The organism is Paenibacillus gyeongsangnamensis, assembly GCF_027533625.1.
In the GTDB taxonomy this organism is placed as follows: domain Bacteria; phylum Bacillota; class Bacilli; order Paenibacillales; family NBRC-103111; genus Paenibacillus_G; species Paenibacillus_G gyeongsangnamensis.
Genome location: NZ_JAQAGZ010000032.1, coordinates 17263 through 37737 on the forward strand (window position 1 = coordinate 17263; position 20475 = coordinate 37737).

Genomic DNA, 20475 nt, shown 5'->3' on the forward strand with positions numbered 1-20475 from the left:
CGGCTACGCCGTCCTTGTCTTACAAGGACCAGCGCGTTTACCATGCGAAGCTATAAGCTAAGAAAACTTATAAATTCTATTCAACCAAAAAAGGACTTTACCTATTCAACATAATGAATAAGTAAAGTCCTTTATGTTTAACCTCCACTAAATCAACAGATTAAAAAGGTGCGGATCCTTATTGATCTCGCTGAAGCGGAAGCCCTTCTGCTGCATCCGCTCGACGAGAGGGCCGTAATCGTCCTTGTTCTTCAGCTCGATGCCGACGAGGGCGGGGCCGTTCTCCTTACTCGTCTTCTTCGTATACTCGAAGCGCGTGATATCGTCGTTTGGCCCCAGCACATGCTCCAGAAATTCGCGCAAGGCGCCGGCGCGCTGCGGGAAATTCACGATGAAATAATGCTTCAGCCCCTCGTAAATGAGCGACCGCTCCTTGATCTCCTGCATCCGGTCGATATCGTTGTTCCCGCCGCTGATGATGCAGACGACGTTCTTGCCCGCGATCTGCTCGCGGTAAAATTCAAGCGCCGCGACCGGCAGCGCCCCCGCTGGCTCCGCCACGATCGCATTCTCGTTGTACAACTCGAGAATGGTCGTGCACACCTTCCCTTCGGGAACGATGATGATGTCGTCGAGCACCTCTTTGACGATTTTGTACGTCAGCTCGCCGACGCGCTTCACCGCCGTGCCGTCCACGAACTTGTCGATCTCCTCCAACGTCACAATCCCGCCCTGCTGAAGCGACTCGCTCATCCCCGGGGCGCCCGCCGCCTCGACGCCGATGACCTTCGTGGCCGGACTGATGCTCTTGATGTAGGTGCCGACGCCGGCCATTAAGCCTCCGCCGCCGACGCCGCCGAATACATAGTCGACCGTATCGCGCATATCCGTCATCAGCTCGAGCCCGACGGTGCCCTGACCGGAGACGATTTTGGGATCGTCGAACGGGTGAATGAACTGAAGTCCTTCCCGTTCGCAATAGTCCAGCGCCTCGCGCAGCGAATCGTCGAACGTGTCTCCGATCAGGAGCACCTCGACGTAGGAGCCGCCAAACAGCTTGACCTGCGATATTTTCTGCCGCGGGGTGGTGGTGGGCATGAAGATTTTTCCTGGAATTTGCAGCGCATGGCATGAGTACGCAACGCCCTGGGCATGATTGCCGGCGCTGGCGCACACGACGCCCTTCTGCAGCAGCTCGTCCGGAAAGCTGCGGATTAGATTGTACGCGCCGCGGATTTTGAACGACCGGACCACCTGCAGATCCTCGCGCTTCAAATAGACGTTGCAGCCGTATTTCTCAGACAATATGAAATTTTTTTGCAGAGGCGTCTGATGGATGGCCTCCTTCAGCACGTGGCTGGCCACGATGATATCCTCCAGCTTGACTTGCGTTCCCTGTGACATATTCGGTCTCTCTCCTCCGTTGCCGTGCTGACTGTTCTGATCCGCCGGATTTGTTCTATTATACACCCGTCCCGCCCCGAACTAAAGCAAAAAGAAACAGCCTACCGGCGCGCGCCTGAAGGCGCGGTCGGAAGGCTGCTCCCGCTGCAACTCTAACCTTTTTGAATCGCTCTTTAAATTTATCGGATAATGATGGAGTTTACGAGCTGGTTTTTACCCTGAAGCTCCACGGAACGTCCTGGAGTCAGCAGGCTCAGATCGCCGGAGATGTAAAGCTCTGGCGCTACGTTGTATACGGCGGTTTGAACGCTGTACACGTTGTTGTTTACCGTTTGGTTGATCGAGATCGTGCCGATCTTGCCTTGCGCGTTCAGCTGGTAGCTGTTGAGTGCTCCCGTTACGGAGAAGTCGGTTTGCTGCGCCGGCTGCTGGTTAGCCATCGTCAGCACTTCCACGTAGATCGCTTTGCCGCCGTACGTGCGGATCAGCACTTGGTCGCCGGTTTGCAGATCTCCTGCGCCGGCGCGTACGCCGTTCCGGAAGATGAAGGCGTTCGGATCCAGCTCTACGTTCAGGGCGGTGTTGTCGTCCGCTTTGATCGGAAGCAGGTTGTTCGCGAATGCGCCTGTGACCGTGCCCTTGACGGAAGCGTGGTCCGGCAGCTGGCTGCCCGTGCGGTCAAGAAGCGCGGCAAGCTCGGCGCGGGTTACCGGTTTGTTCGGACGGAACGTATTGTCGTCGTAGCCGTCCACCAGCTTGTGCTCGATCGCTACCGCAACATAGCCTACGGAACCTGCAGGAATTTTGCCTGCGTCGGCGAAAGGCAGCTTCGCGTTCATTTTGGCTTTCGCCTCGTCTTGCAGCTTCAAAGCTTTCACCAGCAGCGTCGTCGCCCACAGACGGTCGGCTTCCTTCTCCGGCATAACGGCATCATCGCTCTCCGTGAACAGGTCGTTCTGCAGCGCTACCGCTACATAACCTACCGCCCAAGGATATTTCTGCTTCAGCTTGTCGGCATCCTTGAAGTTCAGGTTCGAAGCCTTGGCATCAGCCGATTCCGCTTGGTCGCGAAGACCCATCAAACGAACCGCCGCCGTAATCGCCTCGATGCGGGAGATCGTCTGGCGAGGCTTGAACGTGCCGTCCTCATAGCCCTCGAATACGCGCTTGGAAGCGAGGCTGGCGATGTATCTTTGCGCCCACTCGACGTCTTTGCCTTTCAGATCGTCAAAAGTCAGCTTGATGTTGACGTTGACATTCACGTTAGCATTTTTGCCGTTATTGTTGTAATTGTCCCAAGTCTGGATCACTTTGAAATCTTTGCCGCGGTCTTTATTATCGTCACGGTCGTCGCGGTCGCCTTTTTTGCCGTCGGCGAAAGCTGCGGAGCTACCGCCTACCACCATTGCAAGTGTCAATCCGGAAAGTACCGTCTTCTTGAGTGTGTTGTTCATTGGTTCATTCTCCTTTTAGGTTCGGTTTTGGGTTGGGTTGCCTAATCATACCGGATCGCTTTCTGACGAAAGCCGGGACTGGAATGATCCGGCAGCAGCCGTGCGTTGATGCGAACGGCGCCATGTATGTAGATAAAAGAAGAAAAGGAGTTCAGAACCTTCGCGAAGGGTTTCTGGATTCACTAGAACATTTCGCCCTCCAAGAACCGATTCGGGGGGTGCTTTTGAACAACTTTGCCAAAAATGTTAGACTAAAAAAGCATTAGCTTTGCAAAGGAGTGGACGTTGAAAGGATGAACCGGAAACGCAAAAAGCTGACCGCAGGCCTCGCCCTCGCCGTGCTGGCGCTCGTTACCGTAGGGGTGATTTACGGCATGATGCATTTCCTCTCCCTCGGCAGCGGTAACGGGGCCAAGAATCAGGCGCAGCCGCCGGGTTCGGACAAGCTTGCCGTAACGCCGGCGGTCAAGCCGGAGCCGAAGGAGCCCGAACTGCCGGCGGAACAGGCGGATGTGGTTGTGATCGGCAGCGAGCTGGAAGGATTGTACTTGGCCCGGGCGGCCGCGGACGAAGGACTGAAGGTAAAGGTACTTGATCCGCGCAGCGCCTTCGGCGGACAAGTGCTGCAAGGCGAGATGCTGTTCCTCGACGAGACGCGCGACGATCAGCACAAGCTGCTGGTGCAGGGCCGGGTTAAGGAGCTGTTCGACGGCTTCCGCAGCGGCAAGATCCGCAAGCTGAAGGAGTTCGAGCAATATTTTGACAAGCTGAAGAAGGACATTCCGGTGGAGCAGGGCTTGAAGCTGGACGACATCAAGCAGGTGCCCGGCAAATTCGGCCCGAATGCGGTCGACTCGATCACATATACGACGAAGGACGGCGTCAAGAAGCGCATCAGCGCGTCGTACTGGGTCGATAATACGGATTACGCCGCGCTGCTCAGCAGGCTGAAGTCGACCCGGCTGCCGGGGCTCGAGCAATTTTACGGCCAGAAGAACATTGAATATATGAGCAGCAGCATGATGATGAAATTCAAGAACGTGGATTGGGCCAAATTTCAGAAGACCTTCCATGACATGCCGCAGGATCAGCGCAGCGCCAAATACGGCTGGGGCATCGTGGATGGCAGCTATGCCATCGGGCTGTCGGGAATGACAAGCAAATACAAGCCTTCGAACGACCGGCTATTCCTGCGCGGCTTCAATGCGATCAACCAGCGGGACGGCGAGGTGCTGATCAACGCTTTACTCATTTATACCGTCGATCCTTCGGATGACAAGTCAATCGCCGAAGCCGTGGACCTCGGCAAGAAGGAAATGCCGATGCTGCTCGAGCATTTCCGCAAAAACATTCCGGGCTGGGAGCACGCGGAGCTGAACACGCCGCCGAACTACCTGTACATCCGCGAATATAATCATTACGAAACGGATTATGTTCTGAAGCCGTCCGACATGCTCGGCGCCAAGATGTTCTGGGATAACGTCAGCATCGCCGGCTACCCGCTGGACCTGCAGGGCACGAGCGCCAACAAATGGGGCATCGAGATGGGCCGGCCGGATAAATACGGGATGCCGCTGCGCAGCTTCCTGCTGAAGGATTACGATAACGTGATCACGGCGGGGAAAAATGTCGGCGCCTCCGCCATCGCTTACGGCAGCGCACGCATTCAGCCGAACACGAGCCTCGCGGCCGAATCCATCGGCATTATCCTCGGGCAGATTCAGGGGAAGAAGAAGCTGCGCGAGCTGCACGAAGCCGACATGCCGGCGCTGCAGCAAACACTCGCGACGAAGTACAACATTCACGTCACCGGCGTCACCGGCAACAACAAGCTGGCCGGCTGGTCGGCGGATGAGATCGCGAAGCTGGACTCCGGCGAGATTGTGTATGCACAGTATGTAAACAAACGGAAGAAATAGAGCATGCAAAAGCCCCCCCGGCCGGTAAACGGACTGGGGGGTATTTTTAGTTCAACCTTGGTAAACACGCTGGTCCTTGTAAGACAAGGACGGCGTAGCCGTTTATCCTGGTGGATGCCATTTCTCCTATCGAAAACGAAGCCTCAGCGTATGAACCTCGAACGGCTGCGTGAGGAGACCAACCTGCCGATTACCGGTTTCGTTCGGCGCTGTCCAAGACAGTGTCCCGCGGTCAGCCTCCAGCAGATCCGTAACCGTTACGCCGGCGACTTCCGCTGGAAACGTCAGCGCAAGCTCCCGCGCCCGGCCGAACCAGTCGCGAAGGCGCAGAATGAAGCCGTCGCCGTCCTCCGCCGGCTTGAAGCTCACGACCGCGGCACCGTCAAGTCCTTCCGGCAGCAGCTCCGTCCGGGACACGGCGGCACCCGCTGCAGCCGGCATGATCAGGGGCACGGACATCGTCTCCTCCGCACGTCTCCACACCTCGGCTTCCGACCAGCCGCCCGCATGGGGCATCAGCCGGTAACGGAAGCGGAAATCGCCCCCCGTCCATTGCGGGAAGTTCGTGCCCCACTGGTTGTTGAACAAGTTAAAATGCAGCTCGGGCTTCTCCGGCTTGTACTCGTGCTCGAAATCCCACATTCCGTTCCTGCCGATGGACAATAGCGGCGTGTCGAGGGGAATGACCGCCATGCCCCCCTCCTTATCCATCACGTCGACGAAGTGCTCGCAGCAGTTCAGCAGCGTGCTGGAGGATCGTACGAGATCGACAAGGGGATCGACGACGCTTCCCATTTTGTTGATGCGATACTTCGCCCCGTTCAGCTTGAGCGGGAAGACTAGACTCCCGGATTCCGCCAATGGCGTCTCTTCCTTGCCGCCGAGCCTCAGCTCCAAGTCCGCATAATCCGCACCCGCCGCAAGCGACACGGACCAGATCACTTCCCTTGCGTTGCCGTAATCCTTGACCGACGTATCGTCCGTTTTATATACGCAGACGATACGGGCCCCCGCTTCATCCGTTTCCACCCGGACTACGGGTTCTCCTGGCGTAAACATCTGCCGCTTCTGCCCTTCGGGATAACCCGTCTTGCCGAAGTCGTGCACGCCCCAGTCATAGAACCGGTAAGCGTACTTCTTCAAATACCGGGTGATTTCTTCATTGGAATATACGTTATATTCATATTGCCCGAAAGCATAAGGGGACCGGTCGTCCACGAACTCTTTGTTCAAGAGCTTATCCCGCAGGCTGAGGAGCCGTCCGGTTGTGCGGCATACCTCAATCCGCAGGCGGCCGTTCTCCAGCACCGCCTCCGTTTCGTTCATATAAGCCTGAAGCGCTGGGGCAACGGCCTTAATGCTCTCTTCCACCGCATCAAGCGCCGGATTCCGCTCCGTCTCGATCAGCGTAATAAACCCGAGCGCCGGGAGCTCCCGCACCTCCGCCCATACGCCGCCTTCCCCAAGCGTCAAGCGGACAGGCTCCCCGGTACCCTTGACCGCAAGTCCGGCCGGTATCGGCTCGGCCTCGATCCATACCCGCGCATTCCGTTTCCAGCCGAGCCGGTTATACACTCGGAAAGCCCTGGCCCGCGGGTTCCCGTGTGACAGCTCGCCGGGCTCCGCACCAAGCCGAAGTCCCGCTTTCATCGAGCTGAGCGCATCCTCCATCGCCTGCCCGGCCGTTGTCAAGTAATCCCTCTGCTCCTGCCACGACTGCTCCATCCGAAGGTACCGCTCGCTTGTTTTATCCTCCAGGAACGCTTTCTTCTCGTAGCGTCTCGGGAAAAGAAACGTCTTGCAATCCATCCCCCAGGTATGCTCTCCGAACAACAGGAGTCGCTCATAGCAGCTCGCCATGAGCTTCTTCGCTGCAGCGAAATCGCCGAGCTCCCCCTTCAGCTCCCCCAAAGCGAGGGCGCTCTCCACCACCGCGGCCCGCCCGCGCATAGCTCGAGCCAAGCTCACCTCTCTCGGGGCCGTACTGACCCCGTGAATCCACGAATCGGCCAAGTCGCCGCGAATGACCGGCAGCTCCGGACGGCGCGACAGGAAGTCCTCGGCGAAATCGCCCAGACTGCCGATGTGGAGCTCCGTCTCCTGTCCGCTTTCCGTAATGCTAGCCTTCATCTCCTCGATGATGGAAGCACTGTGCGGCCCGTGATTGTCGCTCGTCTGGATCATGGCGAGCCATACGGGATGCTCCCAGTCCTCAGGTGGCAGGATCCCGGTTCCGTACGAGCCCTTCGAGTAGAAGGTCAGCAGCCGCGCCCCGTCCGGGCCTTCCCACCAGAAGACCGGCGGCACGTCCGGCGGCGTCGTCGCCGGATTGCAGCCCAGGTGAAGCAGCTTCACGCCCGCCTTCGCCAGCAGCGACGGCACGGACCACGTATGTCCGGGTACGTCCGTCATTTTGGCGTCCGCCGGCTTGTAGCCGTACCGCTCCGACAGCGCCCGTGACACGTACATGCCGCGAATCCATTCCTCCATTCCGCAAAATTCCGTATGCGTCGTATAAGGAAGCGTATGCCAGATCAGCCGCCTGCTGCGGATCAGCTCCTCGGCCTGAGCTCTGGCTTCGCTCTCCGCCCCTTCCAGCGATTGAAGCAGGGGCCATGCCGACATCGTCCATACGTACCGTTCGCCTGGTGGATTCGCTTCCGTTTGCTTGCAAATATCGAGAACATCATCCAGCATCTCCGTGCGGTATCGCTGAACGACCTCCGAAGCGAGACCCGTAAAGCCGATATCGAAATGCGTTTTGAAAACGACATAGATTTTTTCCAGTTTATGAGGCATGATGCATTCTCCTTATCCATTCGTTTTCAGGGCTCGCGTGGAGATTAGACCGATGCGCCGCCTCTCCTAAACTCCATTCCGGCAATGACCGGATAATGATCGGAGGGATAACGGCCCTGAATACGGCTGCGGTCAATCCGGACTTCCGCAATGTGAAGCTCCGGTGTAGCGAAAATATAATCGATCGGCTCCCCTTCGGCCCCTCCTTGGAAGCTGTGAGCCGACAGGCCGATATCGCCCTGCAGCGCCGTATAAGCATCCGTCAGCATCTTCGGTTCTGTCTCTGCCGCATCCGTCTCGCCCCGCAGGAACCGGATCGGATCGTCTCCGGGGTGGCTGTTGAAATCGCCTGTCAGCAGAACGGCGATCCCGTGCCGCTCCCGCAAGCTCTTGATGGCGCGTTTAATCATTCGCGCGCCTTCACTTCGGGCTCTCTGCCCGATATGGTCCAAATGCGTATTGAACACTGCCAGCTCTAGCCCCGTCTCCAGGTGAATGAACCGCGCCCAAGTGCAAATCCGGGGGAGATTGCTGTCCCAGCTCTTCGAGCCCGGTGTATCCGGCTGCTCCGAAAGCCAGAACGTCCCCGTCTCCGCCAATTGAAGCTCCCGCTTCTTATAAAAAATCGCGCAGTGCTCGTTCTCCTGCCCGCCGAGGCGGCCGGTTCCCGTCCAGGCGTAATCGTCCAGCCACTCCGCCAGCGGAATCAGCATCGAATAAAACCCTTCCTGCGTTCCAACGACCAGAGGGTCATGCTCCCGGATCATCGCAGCGACGGCATCGATCCGGTAAGACCACTGATTCGGACCGTCGCCGAGGTTATCGTACCGCAAATTAAACGTCATAGCCTGAAACCGCATGGTGCGCCACCTCAACCTTCCTCCGAAAGTCGTTCAAAATAAAGCGGGTTCGTGAGCGCAGCCAACAGCATCTCGCCGGCCTCCTCAAAATACCGCCAAATCTCCACCCGGAGAAACAGCCGGCCTTCGGAGGCTTCCTTCCACTCCAGACTTCCTTCATAAGCAACGACGGTTTCCCTCTCCACGCCCCGGTCGCTGATCAGCAGCACCCGGTCGCCGGAATGCAGGTCTTCCGCGCGTACAAGCACCTCCCGCTGCTTCGCGGCAAGAGGTACGACGTCGCCCATCCGGTACGCTTCGCAGCCTAGCTCCGAGAACGGCCCGTCCGGCGCGTACGTGATGAGCACATGACCCCGATCGATCCCCGCCAGGATGCTCTCCACCGTCTTGGATTCCGCCCATACCCAAGTGCACGGCATGGCATGCTTCACGAACGGATCCGGCCGGTGCACGTCGCTGCCGCCGACTGCCGCAAGCCGCCTTCCGGCCGCAAGCTGCTCCTGCCACCAAGCCAGCGTCCTGGCATTGCGCGCAGACCAAGGGCCGTTCCAAATCTCCACCCAGTCGTGCTCCACGGAAAAGCCCCACTCCCATGGGCACCAGTCGCAATGCGGGTGATTGAGCACAATCTTGGCTCCCCGGCTGCGGGCCGTCCGCAGCTTCTCCTCCACATCCGCCTGCCCGCTCACGCGAAAATCGTCCATCGGATCCGTCACCCCGAGGAAATTGCTGTGCCCGAAATTCGTCGTGAACTCCGTTCCCGGAATCATCAGAACGTTCGTATGGCGCGGGTAGGCCAAATTTTGACTGATCGTGTTATGGTCCGTCATGGCGATAAAGTCGCACCCGAGCGATTCCATAATCGCTGCGTTTTCCTCCAGGGTGAACGAACCGTCGCTGTGCTCGCTGTGCGTATGCAGATCCCCCTTCAGCCAGCGGGGGGTCTTGTAAATAAACTCGATCGTCACCGTCACGAGGCAGCCTTCTTCCGGAACCTTATAGGCGTTGTGCAGCACAGCCCAACCGCCAGGCTCCAAGGGTCCCGGCATATAGCCAGGGGTCGCCGCATGGCGCGCCATCCGGAATTCGCTGCGGGCTCCGCCGCTCCAGCCCCGAACCCGGGACCCGTCCCGGATACCCAGGTCGATCACCGCCTTCGTCTCTCCGTGCGATACGAATTCATAGGCTACATGAATCTCTTCCACGCCTTCCGGCATCTCGAACGGCAGCTCCACATAACCGCTCTGCTCTTCCTTCTTGATCTGCCTCGTATATACGGCGGTTGACCTCCGCCGCTCCGTGTTTTTAGCCATGTTCTTCTCCTCCTTCACCGCAGGGCTTATCCGCTATCCGCTATTCCTTGTTCGCCCCGACGAAAATGCCTTTCACAAAATATTTCTGCACATACGGATAAATGAGGATCAGCGGCACGAGCGCAATGACGATTCCCGCCATCCGGACGTTCGTCGTGATCATAAAATTGCTGGACGTCGCATCCGTATCGACGATCAGCGACTTCAACGCGATTTGCAGCGTGAATTTGGCATGGTCATTAATATACAGCAGCGCCGGCGTGAACTGATTCCAGCGGCTGACGAACTCGAACAGCGTCACGGTGGCAAGCCCCGCCTTCGCGAGCGGCAAATAAATCATGGCAAAGATCCGCAGGTCACCGGCGCCGTCCATCCGGGCGGATTCAGACATTTCATAAGGAACGCTCAAGAAGAAATTGCGCATGAGCAGTACGCTGAACCCGGACACAAGTCCGGATAGAATCAATGCGCTTAACGTATTGAGCAGCCCGAGCTCTTTGTTTACAACGTACAGCGGAATCATGATCGCCTCGCCCGGCACCATCATCGTGACGAGGATCATCGAGATCATGAGCTTTTTTCCCGGCAGCCCCTGCTGTACGAGCACGTAACCGGCCATGGAGCAGAGCAGCACATGACCTGCGGTTCCAATCAAGGTCACCGTCACGTTATTGGCGAACGGCACATACAGCTGCATCCGGTTCCATACGGTCGTAAAGCCCTCCACGCTGAATTCTTTGGGCCAGAGCACGATACCGGGCTGCATCGAAGCGAAGTTGCTGGAGAAGGCCAGCGCCAACGTGTTGAGGAAAGGAATCATCATCGTGGCAATCAGCGCGAGCAGGAAGATCGTATTGATGGCGTCGAAGACGCGGCTTTGCCAGCTCGTATGTTTTAATGAAGTCAACCCCGCTCACCCCTCGTCATATCGGATCGCAGCACGCGTAATCACCGTCAGCAGCAGCGTCGCCGCAATGATGATGAAGCCCGCCGCCGAAGCCGTTCCGATTTTAAATTCCAGAATCCCTTTCTGGTACGTATACATCATGATGACATCGACCTTCTTTGCAATCGCTCCGTTGCGCATGACGACGATCTGGTCGAACATCCGGAGTACGCCGAGCATACTCAGCATGACGACCACCTTCATCGTCGAGACCAGCTGAGGCAGCGTCACATACCGCACCTGCTGCCAGCGGCTCGCTCCGTCGATCCGCGCCGCCTCATACAGGGACGGATTGATCGCCACAATCGCAGCCAAATAAAGAATGCAGGTAAAGCCCATCTCCTTCCACACGGCTGTGCCTACCATGACCGAACGGGCGTAGCTTTCCGTAGCCATGAAGCTGATCGGCTTCGCGGCTCCGAACGCCTTCAGCAGTTGGTTTACGATGCCGGTATCCGGCGAAAGCATGAGGATCCACATCCCGCCTACGACGACCCAAGAAAATAGATGAGGCAAGTAGACAATCATTTGGGTCAGCTTCTTGTACCATACGGAAGCCACCTCGTTCAGCGACAAGGCGAGCACGATCGGCATGACGAACCCGACCAGCAGCGTGCCGCCGCCGATGACCAGCGTGTTCTGAAACACGTCCCAGAATGCGGGATCGCGCAGCACCGTCATGTAATTCTCGAAGCCGACGAACGGACGGGTGCCGATCAGACGAAAGTTTTGAAAGCTGATGACGAGTCCCCGCACAAGCGGGTAGTAAGAGAAAAGAAAGAAATAAGCCATCACGGGCAGCATCATCAGGTACAGCATTTTAAATTTCCATACAGCCTTCACATCATGTCCCCCCTACGAGCGCGTCTAAAGCAAAATAGGAAGGGAGTATGCGGACATACTCCCTCTCCGTAGCATTAGTCGATCAGCTTGGCGGCTTTCAGCTGCTCGCGCATTTTCTTCACGGCATCCGCCGCAGGCATTTGACCCATAATGGCTTTGAAGGAATACTCGTTGATGATTTTTTCCGCGTCCGACCATTTCGGCGGCGTCAGCTCCAGCGATCCGTATTTCATAACGAGGTCCTGCGCTTCCTGCACGCCCGGGAGCTTGCCGAACGGCGCCGGAACGTTCTTGTTGTACCAGAACGGCACGCCGTGATCCATGCCGTGCTCTTTGCCTGTCTTGGTCAGCTCGTATTTACCGTCCTTCTCGGTGTAATCGTTGTCCTTGATGCCCAGGCTTCCCAGCATAATGCCGTCCTTGGAATGCCACCATTCGATGAATTCAAAGGCCGTCTTCGGATGCTCGGCGTTCACCGGAATGACCCATACATCCGGATCGCCTCGCCGCAGCATGTAGCCGCCGTTCGGCGTGACGACGCCCGGCAGTCCTTTCGCTTGGAACGTCGTGTTCGGATCCTGCTCTTTGCGCGTATTGTTCAGCATGCCGACCCACGCATCCCAATAGGTGATCATGCCGACCCGGTCCGTAAGGAACAGGTTGCGCATTTTGCCTGTATCGTTCGTTGCGAAGTTCGGGTCGAGAATCCCTTCCTTATAGAGCTTGTTCAGCCATTCGTAGACCGGAATCGCCGCGTCCGTGGAATACGGCACGTCCAGCTTCCCGTCCTTCTCCACGTAGCGCTGCTTCAGGCCCGCCGCGCTGAAGAAGCCTTGAAGCTCATACATGCCCGCCGTGCTAAGACCGTACGTATCCTTTTTGCCGTTGCCGTCGGGATCCTGCTCGGTAAATGCCTTGAGCACGTTGTAGTAATCGTCAAGCGTCTTGGGCTCCGGCAAATTCAGCTTTTTCAACCAATCCGCCCGTACGATCGGCATTGTGCCGCCCTGAAACTTCGTGAATACGCCGTAAATTTTGCCGTCCTTCGTCTTCACCTGATCCCATTCCTGGGTCGGCAGCACGTTCGGGTCGGAGAGCGTTTTGGAAGCTTTCACCTGATCCGTCAGCGGAGTAAGAATGCCTTGATCGATGAGCTTGTTCATCGTCTCTTTGCTGACCTGCAGCAGGTCATATTTCTCGCCGGACGCCATGGCGGCCATCAGCTTTTGGTCGTAATCGGAGGCCGGTTTTTCCAGCTTCGCCTTAATCCCCGTCAGCCGCTCGATCTCCTTCTCGAACAAGGTGTTCTCCTCCGGAGTCTTGCCCCCGATAACGCCGGACATGATCCGCAGCGTGCGCTCTTCTTTCTTATCCGGCGCTTGTGGGGCCTGCGCGCCGGCATCCTTTCCAGCGCCTGACGAGGAACAGCCGGCAAGCGCGGCTCCAAGCAGGGAGAGGGCCATCCAGGAGCTTACGATTTTTTTGTGTTTAGACAGGTTTGACATGTTCATCCTCCTATGGGTTCTTGTGTTTGCGATCCTTCCAATTCGGTCGAATTAGCCGTCGGTTCTTCAGCATTGCTCAGAATTATCAGCTTCCCAAATCATCGTCCTCGAAGCCCGTAAGCCCCGCCTGGAGCCACCTCCTCCGCCATGTCCGGTTTATATGGACTTGCAGGATTCCCTAAATACAAGCGCTGCGTCGATAATCGTTTGTTTCACCACTTCGGGTCTCGCCATCTTCTCCACCAGCAGCCTGGCCGCTTCCGCTCCCAGCTTATCGGCCGACAGCTCGACGGAGGTCAGTCTCGGCGTCGTTTCCTGGGCTAACGTCGCATCGTTGCTCAGCGCAATCACGGACAGCCTGTCCGGCACGGCGATGCCCATCTCTCTGGCGGCTCGGAGCACCCCCACCGCTGCGCGATCCGTATCCGTGATGACGGCGGTGTAGTTCATTTTGCCGTAAGTGTTCATCATGGAACGATAACCGTAATCGATCTGACTGGCATAAAGCTTGCGGGAGTAATGGAGAATCTGCTCCTCGGCAAGCACGAGGCCCTGCTGCAGGTAAGCGTCGGCCAGTCCCCGCTTCCGGTCGAGCGCCACCGTCATGTCGGAGGAAGCGTTCAGGAACAAGACGGAACGATGTCCCAGCTTAAGCAAATATTCGCCGACTTGATAAGCCGCCTCCGTATTGTTGTTATCCACGAAGCTGACGGCGTCGTCCAACGGATCCGGCCGGCCGACAAGCACCAGCGGGATTCCCATCTGCTGCAGACGCGCAATCCTCGGATCATCCTTGCGCGGATTCAGCATGATGACGCCGTCGACGGGATCCAGGGAGAACTGCGTCGGATCGTCATGCTCCGGTAGCGTATCAAGCAGCAGCCGGTAGCCGTGGGCCGAGCATTCCTTGATGACGCCGCTGATCATTTGCGTCTCGAAGGCGGACATGCGACCGTCCTTCGACAGCGGCATCTTCAGCCCCGCGATCATCGTCTTCTTGATCGCCAGGCTTCGGGCAACGTGGTTGGGGAAATACCCCAGCTCCTTGGCGACCGACAGTACGCGCTCCGTTACTTCCTGGCTGATCGGCCTTTTCTTGCTGAATACACTGGATACGGTGCCCTTGGACACCCCCGCCAGTTTTGCCACGTCATCGATCGTTGCCATGTTGTTCCGGTTCTCTCCTTCGTTCTCTTCAGAACAAGACTATGATCGTTAAACCGGTTTAATGATTATCGAAAAAAATCCTTATCATTCGTTAAACCGGTTTAACGATGTTTACGTGGTCATTATACTAACCAAGCCGTCCGGCAAACCACCGTTTTGCGTTAACTGGATATGAAGATTACGTAAAGAAGCCCCCGCAGCGACTGCAAGCGTTGCGAGGACTTCATGGTTAACAAGCTTGCGCGCAGCGAATGCATAGGCTGCTCTCTATGGCTGCGAGCCGTAAAGCCGGTTCCCTGCAGTTCATGCTTGTGGAGCAAGTAGGCGGAGCGCCAGCTCCCACAGCATATAGGAAGCGTCGTTGGGAGCCGAACCGCATACACAGGTCATTCCGTCAGGCGCAGAGCCGCAGCCGGATTTATCCAATAAGCCAAAAACTTTCCTCCAGCCTCCATTCAAACGCATACATCCCGTCTTTTCTCATTCCTGCGCTATGATGCTTGCTTTGACAATTCCAGGGGAGCGATAGTACACTATTTTAATTCAATCGCTAAATAGTTCAAAGACTGAATTATTTAATGCTAAATCATGAAGGAGGATGGAGGGTGCTGGAACCCCGCGCTTCATCGGAATTGGAGAGACGAACCCGGATGATCTTCCGGAGATGGCAGAACGGCATGGCCGCCAAGCTGAAAACCGAGCTGACGACCGCCCAGTTCTACTTGCTGGAGGCGGTTCGCGACAATAAGCTGAACTGCACGGTTCTCGCCGATACGCTGCAAATCACGCTGCCCGCAGTCACCAATCTTGCCAACAAGCTGGTGGCGGGAGGCTATATCGAGCGGGTCCCGGCCGATTCGGACCGCCGCGTCATTCATCTCCGCATAACGGAGCAGGGCCTGAAGGCGCTCCAGGAGCTGGACCGGCAGGCGGCGCAAATGGCGGGCGAGCTGTGGTCGGCGCTGACGCCGGACGAGACGGAGCAGTTGAACCGGCTGCTGGGTAAAGCGCTGGAAGCGCCTCTCCGGCAGTAAGAGCCGCTTCCTGCCGGATACGCATCCATAAGATCGGCGTCCGCTCAGCCCCGGCAGGATATCTAACGCCGCGTTATATTAAGAAGGAGGATCACACATTTGTCAGCCAAAGAGCAAACGACCGTACCGTTCTGGCCGGTCATGATCGCGTTATTTTTCGGGTCTTTCCTGGCGATTCTCGGCATTAGCACGATCAATGTCGCCCTGCCTGTGCTGATGAAGGATTTCAACGCCGGACTGGATACCGTCCAATGGACCTTGACCGGCTTTATGCTGGCTACGGGCGTCATCGCCCCGGTCACCGGGTATTTGGGCGACCGCTTCAGCACCAAATACTTATACGTCGGCGCCCTGGTTGGCTTCACGCTGACTTCGGCCCTCTGCGCCTTCGCCTGGAACATCGAGTCGTTGATCGCGTTCCGCGTGCTGCAGGGCTTATTCAGCGGAATGGTCATGCCGTCAACCATGACGATCATTTACCAAGTCATCCCCCGGGAGCGGCAGGCGTTCGCGCTCAGCATGTGGAGTCTCGCCACGATGCTGGCCCCGGCCTTCGGGCCGACGCTGGCCGGTTGGCTCATCCAAACGTTTAATTGGGAATGGCTGTTCCTGATGAACATCCCTTTCGGCATCGCGGCCATTGCCGTCTCCTTGAAGCAAGTCCCTTTCTACAAGGTCGCCGCCGTCAAAACATTCGATACGCCGGGCTTGATTACCGTAGTTGTGTGCAGCACTACGCTCTTGATCGCTTTCAGCGAAGCGCACGCGTGGGGCTGGACCTCCTGGAAAATCGTGTCGCTGATCGCTCTCGGTCTTGCAGCGCTGATCCTGTTCATCCGCAGAGAACTGACGGTGCCTCAGCCGCTGCTCAATCTGCGTGTGTTCCGGTACGGCAAATATACGTACAGTCTGATCCTGGCCGTCGTCATTACGATCAGCTTATATTCCGGCACGTACCTGACCCCGGTTTACCTGCAAAATATTCAGCACGCCAGCGCGCTGGACACCGGTCTCATCCTGCTCCCCGCATCGCTCGCGATGGCCGTGTTCATGCCGATCACCGGCAAGCTGTACGCCCGTGTCGGTCCGGTCTGGCTGATCGCCGCCGGCGTGCTGCTGATCGCCGTCGGCACGCTCGCCATGGGTCAGCTGCGTGTGGATACGCCGCACCTCTATGTCGTGCTTTGGATGACCGTCCGGAACATCGGCATCTCGCTTTCCACGATGCCTGCAACCAATGCGGGCATGGAGATCATCCCGCGGGAGCTGACCGGTCATGCCTCCTCAGTGAACAACTGGATTCGCCAAGGGTTCGGCTCGTTCTCGATCGGGATGTTCACATCGCTCCTCTCGGCCCGGATGGCGGTTCACTCGGCGGAACTGTCCCGGCAGGCCGGCGAGGGCGCGAGCCCGGGGGATGTGCAAGCTCACGCCTTCACCTCCAGCGTAAACGACGTCTACCTCGCCGCCACGATCATCGTCCTGATCGGCATGCCTCTGGCCTGGACTCTGCGCCCTTCGCGCGGCGGCAAGCCGCAGCCTGCGAAGCAAGCCGGCACGCTGCAGAAGGCTTAATCCACCCGCGTGGAACAAAACAAAAAGGAAGCAAACCGGTCGGCTGTATATTCAGCCTTCCCGGTATGCTTCCTTTTTTGGCGATGCCGTCTTAGCGCAGCTTAAATCCGACCTTGACCGTGGAGCCGCTGAAGCCGATATCCCGGACCGTGAGCCTTCTCGGCAAATAGTCGTTCAGCGGCAGCCGAAGCGGCTCCAGACGGAACCAGCCGAGCGGCACCCTAATATCTTTAATTCGAGTGCCCGTATGGATAGCCGTCAAGTTCGGCTCCTCCCACCCCAGCTCGAAGTCCAGTGTCGCCTCGGCCAAATAGCTGCCCTGAACGAGCAGGTTCACGTCGGCTGTCAGCCTCTCTCCCTGCAGATAGAACCGGGCCCCTGTCAAGGTGACCCCGGGTTTAACCTGCGTATGCTGGGCCAGCGCTTTTTTGAGCAGATCGTTGACCTCCTGCTCGCTTAGCGTCACCTCCAGCTTCCGGGACATCAGCATGCTGAACACCTTATCCTTCATCGGCAGCTCGGCGTAAGACAAATCCAACTTCTGGTTAGGCTGGACGTACCATAACGTGACCGCCAGCAGCACCACGCAGAGAAATACGAGGCCGGTCAGCCCCTTCAGCAGCGTCTTCAGCGAAAATCCCTCCCCCACCATTTTCGCCTTTGCCCGGATGCCGATATCGGCCGGGACAAGCGGTTAGGCTCGGGGCTTCCCCTCGCCGTCCTGCTGCCGCTTCTCCTTCAGCCAGCGCGGAGCCCCTTTGTTTTTGCGGTCCTGCTCCCGTTCGCGTTCCGTCTTCCGCGGACTCGCGACAGCCGGCTTGGACGGCTTCGCGGCAGGGACGGACGCGCTCGGCTTTACCGGCCGCACGGGCTTACCGGCGGTCCGGGCGGATGCGCCTTGCGCCTTCCCCGGCTCCGCCGAAGCGCGTCTAGGCTCCTTGGCCGAGGTCCGTACCTCGCCCTCCGCGGGCGCGGCGCTGCGGAGCTCCTTCCGCTTCCTCGCCTCACGCCGGATTTCCAGCTCCTGCTTCGGGTCAAAAATACGCCCGTGCGACAGCTCCCTGCGCTCGATCGAGATGCCGAGCGTCTTGGAGAACTTGTCCATAATGAACTGCTGCTTCGGTGTAACGATGGACAGCGCTAGGCCTTGACGGCCCATTCGGCCGGTCCGCCCAACGCGGTGCACGTAATGATCGGCGTCGGTCGGCGGATCCAGGTTGATCACGTGCGTCACCTGCGGCAGGTCCAGCCCCCGGGCGGCGACATCGGTAGCGAGCAGCAGCTGGAACCGGCCCGCGCGGAACGCTTGCATCGTCCGGGCCCGCTCCTGCTTGAACGAATCGCCGTACAACCCTTCTACGGACAAACCGGCATACTGCAGCTTGGCCACCGCCTCGCCGATTTCGTCCGTCTCATTAATAAATACGATTGCCGCCTTCGGATTATACTGCCGGACCAAGCGGCGCAGCGTATCGATCTTATCCCGTTCCTCGCTGACAAAATACAGATGCTCCAGCGTCTCCGACGTCCGCTGCGCCGGATTTACGCGAACGTACACCGGCTCCCGCATCCAGCGGTCCACCACCTGCTGCAAGGGCGCAGGCATCGTCGCGGAGAAGAACAGCAGCTGCTTCTCGCGCAGCATGCCCTTGAACAGCGCCTCCACATCCTGCATGGAGCCGAGCTCGAACACCTGGTCGACCTCGTCAACAACGACCGTACGGATTTGGTGAAGCTTCAGCTTGCGCAGCTTCACGAGCTCTTGTACGCGCCCCGGCGTGCCGACGACGACCTGCGGCTTCAGCTTCAGCTTATCGATCTGGCGCTCGATGGACGCGCCGCCGATCAGCTGCTGCACGCGCACATCCGTATCCTTTGTGAGCTGCTCGAGCGTCTGCACGATCTGCATGCCGAGCTCGCGCGTCGGCACGAGAACAAGCGCCTGTACCTCGCGTGCGGCCGGATCGATCCGGTGCAGCAGCGGAAGCGCAAACGCCAGCGTCTTGCCCGTGCCCGTCTGGGACTGGGCTACTATATCTTTCCCTTCGAAAATCAGCGGAATGGCCTCCGCTTGAATCGGCGAGGGCTCCTGAATCCCCAGCTCTTGAAGCCGTTTCAAAAAAAAACGTTGAATCGATAATGCAGCGAATCCTTGACTCATAACATCCTTCCTTCCTGACCTTTCCATTCAACTAGTATACCACGCGGGCCGCCGCCCGCAAAGGAAAGACGGATGCGAATCAGCGTGCCCGTTCCGTTCCTAGGGAGCCGCTCATTTCCTCCAGCTTGCGCGTGATCCAGGCGAACACGGCGTCCAGCGCACGCTCCTCCGTCTCCCGGGGGAACCGGTGCTCCAGCCCGTCGTATAAATCCATCGCATAATCCTTGCCCGCCCGCTCCAGCGCCGCCGCCAGCTTCCTGGCCTGGCCTACGCTGACCTGCGAATCCGCCGTGCCGTGCACGATCAGCACGGGAACCGGGATCGCCTCCGCCCAGTAGACGGGGGAGCGCCTTTCGTAAGCTTCCGCATCCTTGCGGGGATGTCCGACGACGCGCTTCAGCATCCGGCGCAGGTCAACCCGCTCCTCGTAAGTATCGAACATGTCGCTGACGCCGCTCCAGACGACGACCGGCCCCGTACCGGGGCGTTCTTTGGCCGCCAGCATCGCCATCACGGCGCCCCGGGAGAACCCGATCAGCGCCACGCGTCCCGGGCGCACCTCCGGGAGCGACTGCACAAGGGTCAGCGCATGCAACACGTCGTGCCGATCCTCTCCGGCAAAATCCTCCCGTCCTTCTCCACCCTCATTGCCCCGATAATACGGAGCGAACACCGCATACCCCCGCTTCGCCATCGAGAGCACCCGCCGTTTGCGCACCATCCCGACCTTGCGGATGCCTCCGCGGCAAAATAAGACCGCAGGCAAGGGAGCCTGCGCCGCGGGCACAGCTAACAGCCCCTTCACCTGCAGTCCCTGGCTCATATACGTAACCAGATGCAGCGCAATATGCTTGTTCGGGCTGCGAAGCGGTTCGCGGCTTACCAGCATGCCACCCTGCAGCTTGTCCGCGCCGCCCTCCGAATTCTCCGCTTGATGCCGGGTTAAGGCATCCTTCGGCCCGCCATCCGGCGTCCCGCTATGCAGCAGATCCATTTTACCGCTGATATGCGAATCCATCACTTATTCTCATTCCTTAAATTCCGGCTTGATAGGTTACTGAAATAACAGCCTGAACACTTGCCGGCCGTGCCGGTTTTTGACATGAAAGGCCTTCAAGAGCTACACTGACTATATTATGGCCTGAAAGGTGGATTTTCAATGAATGCCCGCTTTCAAACGGAATTTGACGCCCTGGTGGAGAAATTCGCCGAGCTTCTGACAGGAGACGCCTCTCCCGAAACGATCGAAAAAATCAAGCTCTGGTCCGTATACAACCATATTCATAAAACGATGCCCGCGCTGGCCAGCCACTGGAATCAGAATCATCCGGAGAGCAAAGCCGACATCCGCAGGCTGTTTGAAGAGGTGCGCGATCTGAATCAGAAGCTAAAGGCCGAGAACAAAGCTTCCTCCAGCGAAGAAAAGTAAGAGCTCAAAGTATTAAAAGCCGGAAATCCTTTATTTCAGAGGTTTCCGGCTTTTAGTTTTTGAGTA

The 20475-nt window shown here is 58.0% G+C and carries 16 protein-coding genes; 4 read left to right on the forward strand and 12 right to left on the reverse strand.

The window, feature by feature from the left end; all coding sequences use genetic code 11:
* Positions 1 to 147 precede the first annotated feature (147 nt).
* Together ilvA and O9H85_RS33205 are read right to left on the reverse strand one after the other, a co-directional pair.
* Positions 148 to 1404, reverse strand: a complete 1257-nt coding sequence (ilvA, locus tag O9H85_RS33200) for a threonine ammonia-lyase IlvA (protein WP_269885657.1) — start codon at positions 1402 to 1404, stop codon at positions 148 to 150.
* 179 nt (positions 1405 to 1583) lie between these two features.
* The gene (locus O9H85_RS33205; protein ID WP_269885658.1) at positions 1584 to 2858 is read right to left on the reverse strand and encodes an S-layer homology domain-containing protein; all 1275 of its coding nucleotides are present in this window, start codon (positions 2856 to 2858) and stop codon (positions 1584 to 1586) included.
* A gap of 293 nt (positions 2859 to 3151) precedes the next feature.
* On the opposite strand from O9H85_RS33205, the gene O9H85_RS33210 reads away from it, so the two are divergent.
* Positions 3152 to 4777, forward strand: a complete 1626-nt coding sequence (locus O9H85_RS33210; protein ID WP_269885659.1) for an FAD-dependent oxidoreductase — start codon at positions 3152 to 3154, stop codon at positions 4775 to 4777.
* Between the two features lie 126 nt (positions 4778 to 4903).
* Here the strand turns inward: O9H85_RS33210 and O9H85_RS33215 are convergent, their stop codons facing one another.
* From O9H85_RS33215 to O9H85_RS33245, 7 genes are all read right to left on the reverse strand, one after another.
* A complete protein-coding gene (locus O9H85_RS33215; protein WP_269885660.1) occupies positions 4904 to 7576 on the reverse strand; it encodes a DUF5054 domain-containing protein in 2673 nt (890 codons plus the stop codon).
* Positions 7577 to 7620: 44 nt separating this feature from the next.
* The gene (locus O9H85_RS33220; RefSeq protein WP_269885661.1) at positions 7621 to 8436 is read right to left on the reverse strand and encodes an endonuclease/exonuclease/phosphatase family protein; all 816 of its coding nucleotides are present in this window, start codon (positions 8434 to 8436) and stop codon (positions 7621 to 7623) included.
* 11 nt (positions 8437 to 8447) lie between these two features.
* On the reverse strand, positions 8448 to 9749 hold the full coding sequence (locus O9H85_RS33225; RefSeq protein ID WP_269885662.1) for a CehA/McbA family metallohydrolase: 1302 nt from the start codon (positions 9747 to 9749) through the stop codon (positions 8448 to 8450).
* Positions 9750 to 9789: 40 nt separating this feature from the next.
* Positions 9790 to 10656 (reverse strand): carbohydrate ABC transporter permease, encoded by an 867-nt coding sequence (locus tag O9H85_RS33230; RefSeq protein ID WP_269885663.1) that lies wholly within the window; start codon positions 10654 to 10656, stop codon positions 9790 to 9792.
* A gap of 6 nt (positions 10657 to 10662) precedes the next feature.
* The gene (locus O9H85_RS33235) at positions 10663 to 11538 is read right to left on the reverse strand and encodes an ABC transporter permease subunit (RefSeq protein ID WP_269885664.1); all 876 of its coding nucleotides are present in this window, start codon (positions 11536 to 11538) and stop codon (positions 10663 to 10665) included.
* Between the two features lie 74 nt (positions 11539 to 11612).
* Positions 11613 to 13043, reverse strand: coding sequence for an extracellular solute-binding protein (locus tag O9H85_RS33240; RefSeq protein WP_269885665.1), 1431 nt, complete (start codon positions 13041 to 13043; stop codon positions 11613 to 11615).
* Between the two features lie 156 nt (positions 13044 to 13199).
* Positions 13200 to 14210, reverse strand: a complete 1011-nt coding sequence (locus O9H85_RS33245; RefSeq protein WP_269885666.1) for a LacI family DNA-binding transcriptional regulator — start codon at positions 14208 to 14210, stop codon at positions 13200 to 13202.
* Positions 14211 to 14815: 605 nt separating this feature from the next.
* On the opposite strand from O9H85_RS33245, the gene O9H85_RS33250 reads away from it, so the two are divergent.
* Positions 14816 to 15244 (forward strand): MarR family winged helix-turn-helix transcriptional regulator, encoded by a 429-nt coding sequence (locus O9H85_RS33250; protein ID WP_269885667.1) that lies wholly within the window; start codon positions 14816 to 14818, stop codon positions 15242 to 15244.
* A 99-nt stretch (positions 15245 to 15343) separates the two neighbouring features.
* On the forward strand, positions 15344 to 16819 hold the full coding sequence (locus O9H85_RS33255; protein WP_409348244.1) for a DHA2 family efflux MFS transporter permease subunit: 1476 nt from the start codon (positions 15344 to 15346) through the stop codon (positions 16817 to 16819).
* A 91-nt stretch (positions 16820 to 16910) separates the two neighbouring features.
* On the opposite strand, the gene O9H85_RS33260 is transcribed toward O9H85_RS33255, so the two are convergent.
* From O9H85_RS33260 to O9H85_RS33270, 3 genes are all read right to left on the reverse strand, one after another.
* A complete protein-coding gene (locus O9H85_RS33260; protein WP_269885668.1) occupies positions 16911 to 17468 on the reverse strand; it encodes a hypothetical protein in 558 nt (185 codons plus the stop codon).
* A gap of 45 nt (positions 17469 to 17513) precedes the next feature.
* Positions 17514 to 18980, reverse strand: a complete 1467-nt coding sequence (locus O9H85_RS33265; protein ID WP_269885669.1) for a DEAD/DEAH box helicase — start codon at positions 18978 to 18980, stop codon at positions 17514 to 17516.
* A gap of 79 nt (positions 18981 to 19059) precedes the next feature.
* Entirely contained in the window at positions 19060 to 19869 is an 810-nt protein-coding gene (locus O9H85_RS33270) for an alpha/beta hydrolase family protein (RefSeq protein WP_333474299.1), read from the reverse strand.
* Between the two features lie 270 nt (positions 19870 to 20139).
* On the opposite strand from O9H85_RS33270, the gene O9H85_RS33275 reads away from it, so the two are divergent.
* Positions 20140 to 20409: a DUF2573 family protein gene (locus tag O9H85_RS33275; protein WP_269885671.1), complete on the forward strand. Its 270-nt coding sequence runs from the start codon at positions 20140 to 20142 to the stop codon at positions 20407 to 20409.
* Positions 20410 to 20475 lie beyond the last annotated feature (66 nt).

Excerpts from the sequence above, each read along its gene's own strand:
- O9H85_RS33215 (WP_269885660.1), bottom strand. The coding sequence starts at position 7,576 with ATGCCTCATAAACTGGAAAAAATCTATGTCGTTTTCAAAACGCATTTC.
- O9H85_RS33220 (WP_269885661.1), bottom strand. The coding sequence starts at position 8,436 with ATGCGGTTTCAGGCTATGACGTTTAATTTGCGGTACGATAACCTCGGC.
- O9H85_RS33265 (WP_269885669.1), bottom strand. The coding sequence starts at position 18,980 with ATGAGTCAAGGATTCGCTGCATTATCGATTCAACGTTTTTTTTTGAAA.
- O9H85_RS33245 (WP_269885666.1), bottom strand. The coding sequence starts at position 14,210 with ATGGCAACGATCGATGACGTGGCAAAACTGGCGGGGGTGTCCAAGGGC.
- O9H85_RS33225 (WP_269885662.1), bottom strand. The coding sequence starts at position 9,749 with ATGGCTAAAAACACGGAGCGGCGGAGGTCAACCGCCGTATATACGAGG.
- O9H85_RS33275 (WP_269885671.1), top strand. The coding sequence starts at position 20,140 with ATGAATGCCCGCTTTCAAACGGAATTTGACGCCCTGGTGGAGAAATTC.
- ilvA (WP_269885657.1), bottom strand. The coding sequence starts at position 1,404 with ATGTCACAGGGAACGCAAGTCAAGCTGGAGGATATCATCGTGGCCAGC.
- O9H85_RS33270 (WP_333474299.1), bottom strand. The coding sequence starts at position 19,869 with ATGCTGGTAAGCCGCGAACCGCTTCGCAGCCCGAACAAGCATATTGCG.
- O9H85_RS33205 (WP_269885658.1), bottom strand. The coding sequence starts at position 2,858 with ATGAACAACACACTCAAGAAGACGGTACTTTCCGGATTGACACTTGCA.
- O9H85_RS33240 (WP_269885665.1), bottom strand. The coding sequence starts at position 13,043 with ATGTCAAACCTGTCTAAACACAAAAAAATCGTAAGCTCCTGGATGGCC.
- O9H85_RS33210 (WP_269885659.1), top strand. The coding sequence starts at position 3,152 with ATGAACCGGAAACGCAAAAAGCTGACCGCAGGCCTCGCCCTCGCCGTG.